The organism is Yeosuana aromativorans, assembly GCF_014646655.1.
Taxonomy (GTDB): domain Bacteria; phylum Bacteroidota; class Bacteroidia; order Flavobacteriales; family Flavobacteriaceae; genus Yeosuana; species Yeosuana aromativorans.
Window position 1 is genome coordinate 23427 of sequence record NZ_BMNR01000002.1, and the last position, 16256, is coordinate 39682.

A 16256-nucleotide genomic window follows, 5' to 3' on the forward strand; every position below is an offset into this window, starting at 1 on the left:
TTTATATTGATTCTATATTAATTTCAAATACATTATTAAAGATTTCAAAAACCATATTGGCCTCTTTTTTTCTAACGGAAATTATTATTTCACAATCCAATTCCATTTTTTGGTCAATAATGTTTAAGTTTTTTTCCTTAATAATACGCATGACCTTGTTCATATTTTTGTAATCAAATGAGATGCGGTATTTATTATTGATGGTTTTTTCTATAATGGTTGTGTGCTCTAAAGCCAATTGAGCGGCCGTTTTATAGGCGTTAATTAATCCACCAACGCCCAACTTTACACCTCCAAAATAGCGTACCACAACAATTAAAATATTGGTAACCTCGAAGGATTGTATTTGCCCGTAAATGGGCATGCCTGCCGAGTTATTGGGTTCGCCATCATCATTGGCCCTAAATTGCATGTCTTCAGTCCCTAATTGGTAGGCATAACACCAGTGCCGAGCGGCATGATGCGTTTTTTTTAGTTCTGCTAAATGGGTTTTAACATCGTCTTCGTTTGAAACCGGAAAGGCATAGCCAAAAAATCTACTGTTTTTGTCTTTGAACAGGACTTCCTCGGAAGGTTTATCAATGGTTTTATATGTGTCCTTTTCAATCAATAGGTTTAAAATAAGTCCTTTTTTGTATTAAAAAGTGTCGTAACATCTTCATTTTCAGGATTTATGTTCCATACTTGATAACCTGACTTTTTCGCCGCATTGGTGTTATCTGAGTTGTCATCAATAAATAGTGTGTTTTCTGGTTGTATGTTGTTTTCATTCAAAACAAACTTAAAAACATCGTCATTTGGTTTTCTTAATTTGATTTCATGGGACAGATAAAATTCATGAAAGCAATTTTTAAAATCTTCATAAAAAGCTATGTGTTTCTTTACCCAATCTATATGGAGCTCATTGGTATTGCTCAACAAGAAGAGTTTGTATTGAGACGATTTTTTAAGATTTTTCAAAAAATCCAGACGGTGCGGAGGAAAATCCTTCAGCATAAAATTCCAGGTATCAATAATGTTTTCCTTTGAAAGATGATTGAAATTATCAGCATAAAAATCAATAAATTCATTGGTTGCAATCAACCCCTGTTCATATAGGCTGTTAACGGCAATCATGTCTTCAGGAAACTCCTTAAGTTTTAAGACATTGAGAGTGTTTTGTATAGCGCCATCAATATCAATATTTAGAAATACGTTTCCAAAATCAAAAACCAAATTTTTAATCATTGTAGTATATTTTTAAAACATCCTCATTAATACAGATTTCATGATCCAATCGTCCTGAAAAACTTGGTGCATTCACGCCTTGTTTAAACAGCTTATTTCCTGTAAAAACCCTAGCTTCGTCCCATAGATTTTCATCAATAAAATCTTGAAGTGTTTTGGCGCCACCTTCAATAATAACCGATGTTATTTCATTCTTAAACAAAATAGCACAAATTTGAGAAGCGCGTTGTTTTGTAAAGTCTATATCGTTTTTAGTTATTGTTTCAGCTTCAGAATTGTATATATCGTAGGATTTTGATATATTTTGGTCTCTATCAATTACAATTCTGACAGGGTTTTCTCCACTCCAATCCCTTACTGTTAAGCTGGGATTGTCCTGTAAAACCGTATTGGCTCCCACCAAAATAGCTTGCTCCTCGGCACGCCATTTGTGTACTAATTGCCTTGAGTATTCATTGGTTATCCAAACCGGTTTTTGTTCGTTTTTGGCTATTGGAGCTATAAATCCATCCTTGGTTTCTGCCCATTTTAAAATAATGTAGGGTCGTTTTTTGTTGTGAAACGTAAAAAACCGTTTATGGTGTGTTTTGCAGGCTTCCTCTAAAACCCCAACAGTAACATGGCACCCAGCATTGATAAGTTTTTCAATACCTTTGCCGGCAACTAATTTATTGTCATCAATACAACCAATAACAACTTTTGGTATTTTATTGGCAATAATTAAATCACTACACGGTGGTGTTTTTCCATAATGGCTGCAAGGTTCAAGTGTAACATACAATGTTGCTTGTTTTAAAAGCGATTTGTTTTTAACAGACTGAATGGCATTGACTTCGGCATGGTTGCCGCCATATTTACTGGTAAATCCTTCTCCTATAATACTATTATTATGAACAATAACACATCCTACCATAGGGTTGGGGCGTGTGGTTCCCAATCCATTTTTGGCAATTTGTATACATCTGTTTATGTATTTTTCATGTATATTCACAGCACAAAAATAAGATTAAAAAATGGGGATAAACAATATCGCTGTAAGAGAAATTCAACCTCAAGACAATGCTCAGATAGAACAAGTAATAAGAGCCTGCTTTCATGAATTTAAAATCCCATTAAAAGGCACGGCCTATGAAGATGAGGAAACACCCCGCATGTATGAGTCCTATCAAAATAACAATGAGGTTTATTATGTGATTGATGTTAATGGGGAAGTGCTAGGTGGCGGAGGCGTTAAACCGCTTAAGGATTTTGAAGGGGATGTGTGTGAAATCCAGAAAATGTATTTTTCGCCTAAAATCAGAGGAAAAGGGTACGGCAAACTACTATTTGAAAAATGCATTGAAACCGCAAAGGGTTTGGGTTACAAGCAATGTTACTTAGAATCGGCTTCACAGCTTAAAGCGGCCATTCATATTTACGAATCCTTTGGTTTTAAGCATTTAGATGGCGCATTAGGTAATACGGGTCATTTTTCATGTGGAGTTTGGATGATTAAAGATTTATGAAGCTAAAAGACACAAGGGAATTATTCCGAAATGAGTTATATGGATTATATGACAGAGAAGAGATTGATAATTTCTTTTATATGCTCCTGCAATCATATTTGGGGGTGAAGCGGTTGGATCTTGCCATAAAGCCAGAATTGTCTTTCGCAAAGGAAGAGCAAATCTCAATTCTAAAAGCGTTAGATTCTTTAAAAAAACATATCCCTATACAATATATATTAGGAGAAACAGAATTTTTCGGATTATCATTTAAAGTAAGTCCGAGTGTGTTAATACCAAGGCCAGAAACTGAGGAATTGATAGATTGGATAATCAATTGTCATGGAAATAGCAACAAACAGCTTCGCGTTTTGGATATTGGAACGGGGAGTGGCTGTATAGCAGTTTCCTTGGCAAAAAAGTTGCCCCAAGCCAAAGTTTATGCGTTAGATGTTAGTGAAGATGCCATTTGTGTTGCTAAACAAAATGCTGAATTAAATCATGTTGAAATTGAATTTATCCAAGCCGATATACTCAACCCAAAAACTTGGGATTTAGCATTTAAGGAATTGGAATTTGACATTATTGTTTCCAATCCGCCTTACGTTCGAAAACAGGAAAAATCACAAATGAAGGATAATGTTTTGATGTATGAACCACATTTAGCATTGTTTGTTGAAGACGATGATCCACTTGTATTTTATAAAGCCATAGTGCAATATGCTGTTGATAAATTATCCCAAAACGGTAATTTATATTTTGAAATCAATGAGTATCTTGGAACCCCAATGACACAGTTATTATACGAATATCATTTTTCAGATATTGAATTAAAACAAGATGTTTTCAAAAAGGATAGAATGATTAAAGGAACAAAAACCACATGACAGTTCAAGAGCAAATACAAAAACTTAGAGAGGAACTAAATCAGCATAATTACAACTATTACGTGCTTGATAACCCAACTATTTCGGATTTTGAGTTTGATGTAAAACTTAAAGAACTTCAGGAACTGGAAACCAAACACCCAGAGTTTTTCGATGCCAATTCGCCTACACAGCGAGTGGGAGGAGAAATAACCAAAAATTTTGAAACCATTCCACATGAATATCGCATGTATTCCTTGGATAATTCATATTCAAAAGACGATTTAAAAGATTGGGAGGCCCGCATTAAAAAAATTATTGAAGGGGATGTTCAATATACCTGCGAACTGAAATATGATGGTGCATCCATTAGTATAACTTATGAAAATGGCTTGATGGTTAGGGCATTGACCAGAGGAGATGGGTTTCAAGGTGATAATGTTACCGCCAACGTAAAAACCATCAAATCGGTTCCTTTGAAACTAAAGGGCGATTTTCCACCAAAATTTGATATCAGGGGTGAAATTGTCTTGCCTTTTGAAGGATTTAATAAAATGAACGAAGAGCGGATTGAGATAGGGGAGGAACCATACCGAAATCCCAGAAATACAGCATCAGGTAGCTTGAAACTGCAGGACAGTACCGAAGTGGCCAAACGCCCGTTGGATTGTTTGCTCTATAATTTAATAGGTACTAACCTTGGAGTGGATACGCAGTTTGAAAGTTTGGAAAAAGCCAGAGCTTGGGGCTTTAAAGTGCCAAGTGCCGCAAAATTGGTCAATTCCTTGGAAGGTGTTTTTGACTATATTAACCATTGGGGCCTGCACCGGCATGAGTTACCATTTGAGACAGATGGTGTAGTTGTAAAAGTGAACAGTTTGCAGCAACAAGAAGAACTGGGATATACTGCCAAATCACCACGATGGGCTATTGCGTATAAGTTTAAGGCAGAGCAAGTTTCAACCCGGCTTAATAGCATTTCATATCAAGTTGGCAGAACGGGTGCCATTACACCCGTGGCCAATCTTGAACCCGTTGAGTTAGCTGGAACAACTGTAAAGCGAGCTTCATTACACAATGCCGATCAAATTGAAAAATTGGATATTCGCATAGGTGATGAGGTATTTGTTGAGAAAGGCGGCGAAATCATCCCTAAGATCATAGCTGTAGATTTAACAAAGCGTCCCGTAGATTCTCTGCCCACAGAATACATCACCCATTGTCCGGAATGCCATACAGAATTGGTGAGGCAAGAAGGGGAGGCACAGCATTATTGTCCGAACTACAATGGATGTAAACCTCAAATCATTGGACGCATCCAGCACTATATTTCACGTAAGGCTATGGATATTGAAGGCCTTGGCGGCGAAACAGTAACTTTATTGGTCAATGCAGGTCTTATTGGCAATTATTCAGATTTATATGAATTGACCAAGGAGCAAGTTGTTCCTTTGGAACGCATGGCAGATAAGAGTGCTGATAATTTGATAAAGGGAATTGAACTATCCAAACAAATTCCTTTTGAGCGAGTTTTATATGCATTAGGAATACGTTACGTTGGTGAAACCGTAGCCAAAAAGTTAGCAAAGCATTATAAAAATATTGACGCTATTGTCAATGCAACTGTAGACGATTTGGTCAATGTGGATGAAATAGGCATTAAAATAGCCGAAAGTGTCCATGAGTTTTTTGGTTCAGAAGAAAACATGAAAATCATCAATCGATTGAGATATTTTGGGGTTCAGTTGGAGATTTCTGAAGAGCAGCTTAAAGGGCAAACAGATATCCTTAAAGGAGAATCTATAGTGATTTCTGGTGTGTTTGAGACTGTTTCAAGAGATGAACTCAAAAAACTTATAGAAGATAATGGCGGAAAAGTAAGCAGTTCCATTTCATCAAAAACAAGTTTTATTGTAGCTGGCGATAATATGGGGCCTAGTAAAAAACAGAAGGCAGAACAGTTAAAAATCTCCATCATAAATGAGTATGAATTCTTACAAAAAATAAAAAAATAAAAAAATATATCGACAAAAAGCAATTATTTATCGTTTAATTACATTTTTTTATTATATTTGTCCAATAACTATTAATTCATGTTCATGAATAAGTCGAAAGTATTGGTAGGAATCATCTTATTGGTTTATTTGGCATTTATTGTCTCTCAGTTTAGTAACCATCATTATTTGGCTACAGTTTTTGATGCGCTTATTCTTCCGCTTATTACTATTACTTATTTTATAGGTGATCATAAAAAACAAGTACTTTTCATTGTTTTTTTATTGGCGTATTCTATTTCAGATCTTATGGTTTTGATTGTTGACCATATTCCCTATGAATTGTATTATTATATAGGAAATGGACTTTACATTCTAGCCTATTTAACACTGTTGGTTAAAGTATTAAAATCACTTTCTTTTTTGGAAATCATCAAAAACTTTAAGTTGCATTTAATTGTCTTGATAGGTTTAAATGTTTATATAGCCTATGTGTTGCAAGTCATTGTAAATCCTTATGTTTCCATGACAAATGAATATTTTGTGGAAATAATTTATAATGTTAGCATGTTGCTGTTATTGTCAGCATCATTATTAGCTTATTTCTATAAAGATAACAAGAAGTCCTTGTTTATGTTTTTAGGGTCTTTATCAATAGTTTTTTCTGAAGTTATTGGCGTTGCTTACATGTATGTGGCACAACAAAACCTGCTTAATTTCATTTCAACAACATTAACCATATTGGCATTTTATTTCTTTTGTAAGCAAACTAAATTGAGTAATGAGGAAGTCAATCAATTTGTTGGCTGACTGCCTAAGAATTAAAAACACGTCTAAAAAACGGAATGCTTTTTCTGTGCAAGTAAAGTATAATTGCAGATAGTATAAATGTTACCCATGCGGTAATAAATAAAGTGCCCCCATCATGATTTACTTCAATTCCAATAAGGGTGAGGTGCATAAAGATGGCGCCTCCAATAATGCCTAAAGTTAATAACGCACCGGCCCAAATTGTTTTTGGAATGAGCAACAAGATACTTGCAATAAGTTCCAATATCCCTATTCCTATTCGTCCAACAGGCTCCAGTCCTGCCTTTGTAAAAATGTATACGCTGTCTGGATGTCCAGTAAATTTAAACCGTAGCGTTTGAAGCAATATGAAAGCTACTACTATTCTTAAAACCAAAGGAAAATGTTTTTTCATAATATTTGTGTTTAGTTTGTCGCTATTTGGTCGAATAAAGCCAATTAACATTTCTTAACTCTATTTCAAATTTTTTAAAAAATGTAATCGAATGCATTTCATCGATAAAAACAATAAGTATATCGAGTAAAACATTTTTTTTATTAAATTTGATCAACCTACTTATGAATATGTGTCATGAAAAGTCTTTTAAATGTAAGCTTTAATAAAGTTTTTGTTGGAGTTTTGCTTCTCTTAGTTGGAGTAAATGTAATAGGCGCTGTCAGTGAGAATGCCTTGTTTTTGCAATCTACAAAGATGTTGTTTGTCCCCAGCTTTTTACTGTTCTTTTTCATTAAAAGAAACAGCATTAAAATTCCATTTGTTTTGTGTTTGATATATTTCTTTTTTGGAGATTCAGCATCATTGTTCTTTGCCAATGATATGTTTTTAAATGCTTCAAATGTTTTGTATTTTTTAAGTTACCTATGCCTAATCATTTTTGTGTCCCAAAAATTTAGGATTATGGAGTTCAATAAGATAATTGCATACTATTTAATAGTGGTTTTTCTTATTAATCTGTACTTTTTGTATACTACTTGCAGTATTTTAAGGGTTATCGTGCCAGATGGTGCTGAGGTTTTTATTTTTGGATTAAAAAGTGTCTCTTTGATTATTTTGCTTTTTATCTCTTTTGGTGTGTATTTAAATTCTGAGAGCAAAATGTCCATTGTTTTTCTTCTGATGGCTTTTAGTTTTGCATGTTCTGATTTATTGGATTATGTAAACCATTATTATGTTTATAACTGGAGCTTTTTAATGTTGGAAAGAATACTGCATGTTGTAGGATTGTTTTTCTTGTTTAACTATATAGTTGCTTATAATAAATTGTTTAAAAAACAAGAAATCAGGGAAGTTATAAGAGGATCAGAAAACGTTTTGGTCTAAATCCATTTTTATAGCCAGTAATATTTATTTTTTCTCCTAGCTAAAAGCACATATATAGGTTTAATTAATCCTTAAATTTTTGGCCCACTTTAATAAAAAAGGGTCAGAAAGTTTCTTTTCTTATATTTTTAAATCATGAGATTTCTTCAATTTTCAATCCAAAAAGAAAAAATTATAACAAAAAAGCCAAATCTGTAAAGCTCTTGTATAAAATAAATAATTTGAAAGTACTTTTGTTACCTTTGCGGAAAGTAAAAAGTAAATGATTTTAAAGGGTTTTAAGGAAAAATCTAATATAAAGCGCCTAAACAAACTCGTATCAATCCGCAATGTTGATGTCAACAACAGCAAAATTGAAAGTCTTGGTGTTATTATGCATATTGATGAAATTGATGATTTTGAGCTGTTCAGGTCTCTGGCTTCAGACTTAAATATTCGTCCAAAAAATCTTAAAGTCATTGCGTTTTCTAATGGCAAAAAAGAAGACCATAATTCATGGGATATGTGTTTTGACCCAAAAGATTTTGGTTGGAGAGGCACAATCAAGGATGTAGAATTGCAATCTTTTTTAGACACTAAATTTGACGCCTTGATAAGTTATTATGCAAAGGATCAATTAGAGTTGAAATTGTTAACGGCCTTATCAAAAGCCAAGTTTAAAATCGGTATTTTACAGATCGATGAGCGTTTAAATGATTTAATTATAAAATCAAATATATCAGAATTCAACGTATTTAAGGATGAACTCATTAAATACTTAACTATACTAAATAAAATTAAAAATGAACAGTAAATTCCTAGGAACAGGAGTCGCATTGGTAACGCCTTTTAAAACAGACTTAAGTGTGGACCATGATGCTTTGGCAAACATTGTAAATTTCAATGTAAATAATGGAGTGGATTATCTTGTTGTAAGTGGTACAACAGGTGAAAGTGTGACAATAACGAGGCAAGAAAAAAAGGATATTATAGCTACCATTGCTAAAGCAAACAAAGGAAGAGTACCCATGGTTTTGGGTATTGGAGGAAACAATACTGCACAGGTTATTGAAGAAATCAACGCTACTGATTTGAGTATTTTTGATGCAATTTTATCCGTTTCACCATATTACAGCAAGCCTTCCCAAGAAGGGCTTTATCAGCATTTCAAAGCGGTTTCTGAAGCTTGCCCAATTGATGTTATTTTGTATAACGTTCCAGGGCGAACGTCTAAAAACATGGAACCCGAAACTACCTTGCGGTTGGCAAATGATTTTAAAAATATCATAGGAGTAAAAGAAGCCGGAAACAATGTGGCTCAATATTTAAAATTGCTAAAAGACAAACCAGACGATTTCTTGATTATTTCAGGAGATGATGACCTGGCTTTGGGTATTGTCTTGGCTGGTGGTGCTGGTGTGATTTCTGTAATAGGACAAGCTTTTCCAAAAGAGTTTTCAAATATGATTAGATTAGGCTTGAAAGGTGAAAACAAAGAATCCTACAAAATACATTTTAAGTTAATGGATGTTATTGGTTACATTTTTGAGGAGAACAACCCAGCTGGAATCAAAGCGGTTTTTGAAGCTTTAAACTTATGTCAAGATACTGTTAGGTTGCCATTGGTGCCAGCTTCAGATAAGCTAAAAGAAAAGATAAAAAACTACGTAGCGAACTTTTAAATTGGGAAAAAAGATAAAAGATCCTGGATTGGGAAACTCATCTTCAGCGCATGCTAAACGGATGATGAATTCAGATGGGTCTTTTAATCTTGAGCATCTAAATAAGCCCCGCAGGTTTTCAGAAGCCTATCACTATTTAGTACATATTTCTTGGATTCATTTTTTTGTATTGACCTTTTTAGGAGGGTTTCTTATCAATGCTGTTTTTGCAGTCATCTATCTAGTTATTGGAATTGAACAAATTATTCCAACTACAGGAGATATTTTAAATGATTTTTTGAATGCCTTTTTCTTTTCAACCCAAACATTTACAACTTTGGGTTATGGGTTTATGGCACCGCACGGTATAGCAAGTGGCATTGTATCTTCATTTGAAGCATTTACTGGGTTATTGCTGTTTGCTTTTATAACAGGTTTGTTATATGGTCGTTTTTCTAAACCCAAAGCATCTGTCAGGTTCAGTAAACATTTGGTTTTAAGAGCATTTAATAATCAAAATGCCATCATGTTCAGGCTTGTCAACAACAGGAGAAGCACCATGATTTATCCTAAAATTTCAGTCACGCTGGCGCTTTCAAAAGTCAGTTCTAATGGTGATTATGTTAATGAATTTTATGCGCTTGATTTAGAAAGGGATACCATAAATTATTTGCCAACCACATGGACAATTGTACATGAAATTGATAAGGAAAGCCCTTTGTTTGAATTTTCTAAAGAAGATTTAATTAATCAGCATGGCGAATTAATAATCATGATAAGTTATTATGATGAATCTTTTAATCAGGAAGTCCATCAAATGCATTCTTATTTTCTTAATGAAATTTGTTTGGATCACACATTTGTAAAAGCCTATTATTACAATGATGATGGTAAAATGGTTTTAGACCACAAGCTTTTTGACAGTATAGAACCATTAAAAAGTTAAATATAACTTAAACCCTATAAAAGCTATATCTCAAGGTTTATTTTAGCGTTAAAATTATATTTTTAAATTCCATAATAATAGCTTAATTTTGCGTCCTGTTTTTTATTTATGAAGAAATTTATATACATAGTATTAGTACTTGGCTTATTTAGTTCATGTAGTGAGTATCAAAAAGCCTTAAAATCTGAAGATACCGCCACTAAGTTTAAGTTAGGACAAGAACTGTACGATAGTGGTAAATTTGAAAAGGCCAATAAGCTTTTTGCCCAAATAGTTCCGGATTACAGAGGTAAGCCGCAAGCAGAAAAATTGATGTACTTATACTCACAGACATTCTATAAAATGAAGGATTATTATGTGGCTGGTTATCAGTTTGAGCGATTTGCATCCAGTTATCCTAAAAGTGAAAAAGTTGATGAAGCCAGTTTTTTAGCGGCCAAAAGTAATTACATGTTGTCTCCGGTATACTCAAAGGATCAAACCGAAACCAAAAAGGCCATTGAAAAATTACAGGAATTTATCAATTTATACCCAGAGTCAGAATACCTTCCAGAAGCCAACAAGCTTGTTAAGGAATTGGATTATAAATTGGAAAAAAAGGCTTTTGAAATAGCGAAGCAATATGATAGAATCTCAGATTACGAAGCGTCTATAAAATCGTTTGATAATTTTATTTTTGACTTTCCGGGTTCTACATTGCGTGAAGATGCCTTGTTTTATAAATTAGATGCATCTTATAAATTGGCCATCAATAGTGTGGAGTACAAGAAACAAAAACGATTACATGCTGCTGAGTTAAATGCAGAAACATTTATAAAATCATTTGCAGATTCAAAATACATGGATCAGGTAAATGATATGCTGGTAAACATAAAAGAACAATTAAAAAATTACAGCACTAAAGCTAATACATAATGAAGATAGATTTAAAAAAGACCACTGCTCCTGTTAATACCGTAACGTATGACAGAAACCAAATTGATGAGCCGACAGAAAATATCTATGAGGCCATTTCAATTATTTCTAAACGTGCTGAGCAAATTAACTCAGAAATCAAAAAAGAATTGATTGACAAGTTAGAAGAGTTTGCTACTTACAATGACAGTCTTGAGGAAATTTTTGAAAACAAAGAGCAAATTGAGGTATCTAAATTTTACGAAAAATTACCAAAACCTCATGCATTAGCCGTTCAAGAGTGGCTAACCGACAAAATTTATTACAGAAATACTGAGGAAGACTCTCAGGAATAATTTCGCCATGTCAATATTAAGCGGCAAAAATATACTTTTAGGCATCAGTGCCGGTATTGCCGCTTATAAAACGGCTTCATTAGTCAGGCTTTTTGTCAAAGCTGGTGCCAATGTAAAAGTTGTCATGACACCTGCTTCAAAAGACTTTGTAACGCCTTTAACCTTATCAACGCTATCCAAAAATCCAGTCTATTCGTCTTTTACTTCTGAAGAGGATGATAATGCTGTATGGAACAGCCATGTGGATTTGGGTCTTTGGGCTGATTTCTTTTTAATTGCTCCGGCAACAGCCAATACCTTGTCAAAAATGGCAAATGGCGTTTGTGATAATTTATTGTTGGCAACTTACCTATCAGCAAAATGTCCTGTTTATTATGCACCAGCAATGGATTTGGACATGTACAAGCATCCCAGCACAATGCGGTCTTTTAGTGTTTTAAAGAGCTTTGGAAACATTATGATTCCCGCAACCAGTGGAGAATTGGCAAGTGGTTTGGTAGGCGAAGGAAGAATGGCCGAACCTGAAGATATTGTGTCGTTTATTGAGCATGATATTTTAGACAAACTACCGCTTAAAGGAAAAAAAATACTTATCACAGCTGGGCCAACCTACGAAGCCATTGATCCTGTAAGGTTTATAGGGAATCATTCCAGTGGTAAAATGGGCTTTGAAATTGCAAAAGTATCCGCTAGTTTGGGCGCCAATGTGGTCTTGATATCAGGGCCAACACATCAAACGGTTTCCCATAGTCTAATTAAGTTTATTCCCGTTGAATCCGCGCAAGACATGTATGATGCGGTTCATCAACATTTTGAAACAGCAGACGTAGCCATTCTTTCAGCGGCTGTGGCCGACTTTAAACCAAAGCAAGTTGCTTTGCAAAAAATAAAAAAGGCTGATAATACGTTAACTTTGGAATTAGAGAAAACCAAAGATATTTTAGCATCTTTGGGCGCCATTAAAACCCATCAGTTTTTGGTTGGGTTTGCTTTAGAAACTAATAATGAATTGGAAAACTCAAAAGCTAAATTAAAAGCTAAGAATTTAAATTTAATTGTTTTAAATTCGTTAAATGATTCAGGTGCCGGTTTTAAAACTGACACCAATAAAGTCACGTTTATTGACGATAAAGGAAGCGTTAACGAATTTCAATTAAAAACCAAAGCCGAAGTTGCCAAGGATTTATTGGATGAAATCATAAAACAAATTCATGCGTAATATCTTATTTATACTTTTTCTGTCTGTTGGATTTTTTGGTTTTTCACAGGAACTTAATTGTAATGTGGTGGTCAATGCCCAACAAACAGGTGATGAAAACCTGCCCATTTTTAAGACGCTTCAAAAACAGTTAACAGAATTTGTTAACAACACCAAATGGACCAATAAAACGTTTTTGCCCCAAGAACGGATTAATTGCAGTATGGTCATTAACATTAATGATTATAGTGGCGAAGTATTTCAAGGCACTATTCAGGTACAATCATCTAGACCAGTTTATGGATCTTCCTATAGCACACCGCTTTATAACTTTAATGATAAAGATTTTACGTTTCGGTATTTAGAATTTCAAAATTTGAATTTCAGTCTAACCCAATTTGAATCCAATCTAATATCGGTTTTAGCCTTTCATGTATATATGATATTAGCTTTAGATGCAGATTCATTTGCTAAAAATGGCGGAGATGCCTATTATAAACAAGCTCAAATAATTGCAAACTATTCACAACAACAAAATTATAAAGGCTGGAAAGTAGAGGACGGTCTGCAAAGCAGATTTGCTTTAATTGATAATGTATTATCCCCAACGTTTAAGGAATTTCGGGATGTTATGTATACCTATCACAGAAATGGATTGGATGTAATGAGTGATAATCCTAAGCAAGGAAAGGAAAACATTGCCTCAGCATTGAAAGAATTTGAAGCCATGAACAGTCGCCGTCCCAACTCGTTTTTGTTGCGTACTTTTTTTGATGCAAAAGCCGATGAGATAGAACAAGTGTTCAGTGACGGTCCCAGTGTGAATATAGCCAGTGTAAAAGAGACCTTGCAAAAAGTAGCACCTACCTACGCAAGTAAATGGCGAAATATTAAGTTTTAAGTTGCATTGAAATTAAAACTCTCCTATCTTTAGTTTTATAATTTTAAACTCATTACCAAACATTGTTAACATCATTATCCATACAGAATTACGCCTTGATAGATAATCTTCAGGTTAATTTTAACAGCGGATTATCAATTATTACGGGAGAAACTGGAGCAGGAAAATCAATCCTATTGGGTGGTTTATCGTTGATTTTGGGAAAGCGTGCCGATTTAAGCAGTTTAAAAGATACCGATCAAAAGTGTATTATTGAAGCTGTTTTTGATGTGTCAAATTATAATCTGGAAGGACTTTTTAAAGCCGAGGATTTCGATTATGAACCGCAGACCATCATACGACGTGAGATTTTACCTTCTGGGAAATCAAGAGCTTTTGTAAATGACTCGCCCGTTAATTTAAATAGTCTTCAGGTTTTAGGTGAACGCTTGATTGATGTCCATTCGCAACATCAAACGCTTCAGTTGGTGAGTGATGATTTTCAGTTTGAGGTTATTGATGCCTTGGCAAAAAACGAAACGCTTTTGCAAGATTATAAACAGGAATTAAAACAGTATAAAACACTTAAAAAAGAGCTCAAGGAACTGCTTAATTTTCAAGCCGAAGCCATTAAGGAACATGATTATAACTCGTTTTTATTGCAGGAGCTGACCGAAGCACAACTGGTAGAGGGAGAACTTGAGCAACTTGAAGAAGAGTATGAAACGTTGAGCAATGTGGAAGCCATTCAAGAAAAGCTTTCCGAATCCTATCAATTGTTGAATGATGAACAAATAGGTGTATTGTCTTTATTGAACACATTAAAAGGCAATTTCCAAAAGCTAAAAGGCTATTCGTCAAGATATGAAGATTTATTCAATAGAATAGAAAGCAGTCTCATTGAAATGGATGATGTTTTTAGGGAAATAGACGCTTTACAAGACACGCTTGAAGCCAACCCAAATAGATTGGAAGCAGTGCATTCAAAATTGTTGCAAATCAATAATCTATTACAAAAGCATACAGCGCATGATGTTACAGAATTGATTGCTATCAAAAATGAGTTGGAAGAAAAAATTTCGGTTACAGAAAATCTGGATACAGCCATTCAGCAAAAAAACAATGATATTGACAATAAGACCAAACAACTTAATTCAATTTCGAAAAGCATTCATGACAACAGAAAGCAAGCCATTCCAAAATTGGTGTTGCAACTAGAAACCATTTTGGGTAGTTTAGGGATGCCAAATGCACAATTTAAAATAGATGTATTGTTTGGTGATGGTTTTTTTGCCAATGGTAAGGATGAACTTTCCTTTTTATTTACAGCTAATAAAGGCGGACAATTCAACGAATTGAAAAAAGCGGCTTCAGGTGGAGAATTGTCCAGGATTATGTTGGCCATTAAGTCGGTGCTTTCAAACTATATTCAATTGCCAACCATTATTTTTGACGAAATTGATTCAGGTGTTTCGGGCGAAATATCCAATAAAATGGGCGATATCATGTTATCTATGAGTAAAACCATGCAAGTTATTTCAATTACCCATTTACCGCAGATTGCAGCCAAGGGACATACGCATTTTAAAGTGTTTAAAGAAGATGTGGATGAGGTTACCAGAACCAATTTGGTTAAACTGAACCATGATGAACGGATTGTGGAAATAGCCCAAATGTTGGGTGGTGTTGAAATGTCATCTTCGGCCATTGCACATGCAAAAGAATTACTGAATTAATTAGTATCTTTGAGCACTAATTACAAATAAAAGAATCACATATAAACTAAAAAGGATGTCATACAATTTACTAAAAGGAAAGAAGGGAATCATCTTTGGAGCATTAGACTCCAATTCAATTGCATGGAAAACAGCAGAACGTGTTCATGAAGAAGGTGGTCAATTTGTATTAACAAACGCGCCGGTAGCCATGCGTATGGGGCAAATCAACGAGTTGGCAGAAAAAACAGGATCACAAATCATTCCTGCCGATGCTACTTCTGTTGAAGATTTAGAAAATTTAGTTGCTAAATCCATGGAAATCCTTGGAGGTAAAATTGATTTTGTATTGCATTCTATTGGCATGTCCATTAACGTTAGAAAAGGAAAACACTATACAGACCAAAATTATGAATGGACACAAAAAGGAACAGATGTGTCTGCCATGTCCTTTCATAAAGTGATGCAAACGCTTTATAAAGCAGATGCCATGAATGAATGGGGCAGTATTGTGGCCTTAACCTATATGGCAGCGCAACGTGTCTTTCCAGATTATAATGATATGGCCGATAATAAAGCCTATTTAGAAAGTATTGCCCGTAGTTTTGGATATTTCTTTGGAAGAGACAAAAAAGTACGTGTCAACACTATTTCGCAATCACCAACACCTACAACAGCAGGAAGTGGAGTAAAAGGATTTGATGGATTTATTGCCTACGCCGATAAAATGTCGCCTCTTGGTAATGCCACAGCAATGGATTGTGCCAATTACACTGTTACACTATTTAGTGACCTAACAAAACGTGTGACCTTGCAAAACCTATACAATGATGGTGGTTTTAGCAATATGGGAGTCAGTGATGCGGTTATGGAGACATTTATGAAGGAATAAATTTTTACGTAAGTAAGAAAAATAGCCACCCAT

General features: G+C 34.5%; 18 protein-coding genes. 14 read left to right on the forward strand and 4 right to left on the reverse strand.

Translation table 11 applies throughout. The features are described 5' to 3' along the window. Window position 1: 1 nt before the first annotated feature. The 3 genes from IEW94_RS03425 to ribD are packed head-to-tail and all read right to left on the reverse strand — an operon-like array spanning window position 2 to window position 2218. Window positions 2-610, reverse strand: a complete 609-nt coding sequence (locus tag IEW94_RS03425; protein ID WP_188650035.1) for an IMPACT family protein — start codon at window positions 608-610, stop codon at window positions 2-4. A 5-nt stretch (window positions 611-615) separates the two neighbouring features. After that, complete coding sequence (locus IEW94_RS03430) at window positions 616-1227, reverse strand: HAD-IA family hydrolase (protein ID WP_188650037.1); 612 nt, start codon at window positions 1225-1227, stop codon at window positions 616-618. Beyond that, complete coding sequence (ribD, locus tag IEW94_RS03435; RefSeq protein WP_188650039.1) at window positions 1220-2218, reverse strand: bifunctional diaminohydroxyphosphoribosylaminopyrimidine deaminase/5-amino-6-(5-phosphoribosylamino)uracil reductase RibD; 999 nt, start codon at window positions 2216-2218, stop codon at window positions 1220-1222. The genes IEW94_RS03430 and ribD overlap by 8 nt, the downstream gene beginning before the upstream one ends. A 22-nt stretch (window positions 2219-2240) precedes the next feature. Between ribD and IEW94_RS03440 the strand changes: the two genes are divergently transcribed. The 4 genes from IEW94_RS03440 (at window position 2241) to IEW94_RS03455 (ending at window position 6381) form a co-directional block, all read left to right on the forward strand. Continuing rightward, window positions 2241-2732, forward strand: coding sequence for a GNAT family N-acetyltransferase (locus IEW94_RS03440; RefSeq protein ID WP_188650041.1), 492 nt, complete (start codon window positions 2241-2243; stop codon window positions 2730-2732). Next, complete coding sequence (prmC, locus tag IEW94_RS03445) at window positions 2729-3598, forward strand: peptide chain release factor N(5)-glutamine methyltransferase (protein WP_188650043.1); 870 nt, start codon at window positions 2729-2731, stop codon at window positions 3596-3598. The genes IEW94_RS03440 and prmC overlap by 4 nt, the downstream gene beginning before the upstream one ends. After that, window positions 3595-5592: an NAD-dependent DNA ligase LigA gene (gene ligA, locus IEW94_RS03450; RefSeq protein ID WP_188650045.1), complete on the forward strand. Its 1998-nt coding sequence runs from the start codon at window positions 3595-3597 to the stop codon at window positions 5590-5592. The genes prmC and ligA overlap by 4 nt, the downstream gene beginning before the upstream one ends. Before the next feature lie 84 nt (window positions 5593-5676). Continuing rightward, window positions 5677-6381 (forward strand): hypothetical protein, encoded by a 705-nt coding sequence (locus tag IEW94_RS03455; protein WP_188650047.1) that lies wholly within the window; start codon window positions 5677-5679, stop codon window positions 6379-6381. A gap of 4 nt (window positions 6382-6385) precedes the next feature. Here IEW94_RS03455 and IEW94_RS03460 read toward each other — a convergent pair whose 3' ends face one another. Further along, window positions 6386-6775, reverse strand: coding sequence for a DoxX family membrane protein (locus IEW94_RS03460; RefSeq protein ID WP_188650050.1), 390 nt, complete (start codon window positions 6773-6775; stop codon window positions 6386-6388). A gap of 177 nt (window positions 6776-6952) precedes the next feature. On the opposite strand from IEW94_RS03460, the gene IEW94_RS03465 reads away from it, so the two are divergent. The 10 genes from IEW94_RS03465 (at window position 6953) to IEW94_RS03510 (ending at window position 16223) form a co-directional block, all read left to right on the forward strand. Then, window positions 6953-7702: a hypothetical protein gene (locus IEW94_RS03465; protein WP_188650052.1), complete on the forward strand. Its 750-nt coding sequence runs from the start codon at window positions 6953-6955 to the stop codon at window positions 7700-7702. Between the two features lie 262 nt (window positions 7703-7964). Then, window positions 7965-8495 (forward strand): DUF6913 domain-containing protein, encoded by a 531-nt coding sequence (locus IEW94_RS03470; RefSeq protein ID WP_188650054.1) that lies wholly within the window; start codon window positions 7965-7967, stop codon window positions 8493-8495. Further along, entirely contained in the window at window positions 8485-9363 is an 879-nt protein-coding gene (gene dapA, locus IEW94_RS03475; RefSeq protein ID WP_188650056.1) for a 4-hydroxy-tetrahydrodipicolinate synthase, read from the forward strand. Before IEW94_RS03470 ends, dapA begins: the two co-directional genes overlap by 11 nt. Window position 9364: 1 nt before the next feature. Continuing rightward, window positions 9365-10288 (forward strand): ion channel, encoded by a 924-nt coding sequence (locus IEW94_RS03480; protein WP_188650058.1) that lies wholly within the window; start codon window positions 9365-9367, stop codon window positions 10286-10288. Window positions 10289-10396: 108 nt separating this feature from the next. Next, window positions 10397-11203, forward strand: coding sequence for an outer membrane protein assembly factor BamD (locus tag IEW94_RS03485; RefSeq protein ID WP_188650060.1), 807 nt, complete (start codon window positions 10397-10399; stop codon window positions 11201-11203). A gap of 5 nt (window positions 11204-11208) precedes the next feature. Beyond that, on the forward strand, window positions 11209-11538 hold the full coding sequence (locus IEW94_RS03490; protein ID WP_188651316.1) for a DNA-directed RNA polymerase subunit omega: 330 nt from the start codon (window positions 11209-11211) through the stop codon (window positions 11536-11538). 7 nt (window positions 11539-11545) lie between these two features. Further along, window positions 11546-12757: a bifunctional phosphopantothenoylcysteine decarboxylase/phosphopantothenate--cysteine ligase CoaBC gene (gene coaBC / locus IEW94_RS03495; RefSeq protein ID WP_188650062.1), complete on the forward strand. Its 1212-nt coding sequence runs from the start codon at window positions 11546-11548 to the stop codon at window positions 12755-12757. Further along, on the forward strand, window positions 12750-13637 hold the full coding sequence (porD, locus tag IEW94_RS03500; RefSeq protein WP_188650065.1) for a type IX secretion system protein PorD: 888 nt from the start codon (window positions 12750-12752) through the stop codon (window positions 13635-13637). The genes coaBC and porD overlap by 8 nt, the downstream gene beginning before the upstream one ends. A 62-nt stretch (window positions 13638-13699) precedes the next feature. After that, window positions 13700-15352 carry a DNA repair protein RecN gene (recN, locus tag IEW94_RS03505; RefSeq protein WP_188650067.1) on the forward strand — a complete coding sequence of 551 codons (1653 nt, stop codon included), beginning with the start codon at window positions 13700-13702 and terminating at the stop codon, window positions 15350-15352. A gap of 55 nt (window positions 15353-15407) precedes the next feature. Further along, complete coding sequence (locus IEW94_RS03510; protein ID WP_188650069.1) at window positions 15408-16223, forward strand: enoyl-ACP reductase FabI; 816 nt, start codon at window positions 15408-15410, stop codon at window positions 16221-16223. Window positions 16224-16256: the final 33 nt, after the last annotated feature.

Bases quoted from the DNA above. Each gene is read 5' to 3' on its own strand.
- IEW94_RS03430 (WP_188650037.1), bottom strand. From the start codon at position 1,227: ATGATTAAAAATTTGGTTTTTGATTTTGGAAACGTATTTCTAAATATT.
- IEW94_RS03440 (WP_188650041.1), top strand. From the start codon at position 2,241: ATGGGGATAAACAATATCGCTGTAAGAGAAATTCAACCTCAAGACAAT.
- prmC (WP_188650043.1), top strand. From the start codon at position 2,729: ATGAAGCTAAAAGACACAAGGGAATTATTCCGAAATGAGTTATATGGA.
- ligA (WP_188650045.1), top strand. From the start codon at position 3,595: ATGACAGTTCAAGAGCAAATACAAAAACTTAGAGAGGAACTAAATCAG.
- IEW94_RS03455 (WP_188650047.1), top strand. From the start codon at position 5,677: ATGAATAAGTCGAAAGTATTGGTAGGAATCATCTTATTGGTTTATTTG.
- IEW94_RS03460 (WP_188650050.1), bottom strand. From the start codon at position 6,775: ATGAAAAAACATTTTCCTTTGGTTTTAAGAATAGTAGTAGCTTTCATA.
- IEW94_RS03465 (WP_188650052.1), top strand. From the start codon at position 6,953: ATGAAAAGTCTTTTAAATGTAAGCTTTAATAAAGTTTTTGTTGGAGTT.
- IEW94_RS03470 (WP_188650054.1), top strand. From the start codon at position 7,965: ATGATTTTAAAGGGTTTTAAGGAAAAATCTAATATAAAGCGCCTAAAC.
- dapA (WP_188650056.1), top strand. From the start codon at position 8,485: ATGAACAGTAAATTCCTAGGAACAGGAGTCGCATTGGTAACGCCTTTT.
- IEW94_RS03485 (WP_188650060.1), top strand. From the start codon at position 10,397: ATGAAGAAATTTATATACATAGTATTAGTACTTGGCTTATTTAGTTCA.
- coaBC (WP_188650062.1), top strand. From the start codon at position 11,546: ATGTCAATATTAAGCGGCAAAAATATACTTTTAGGCATCAGTGCCGGT.
- porD (WP_188650065.1), top strand. From the start codon at position 12,750: ATGCGTAATATCTTATTTATACTTTTTCTGTCTGTTGGATTTTTTGGT.
- IEW94_RS03510 (WP_188650069.1), top strand. From the start codon at position 15,408: ATGTCATACAATTTACTAAAAGGAAAGAAGGGAATCATCTTTGGAGCA.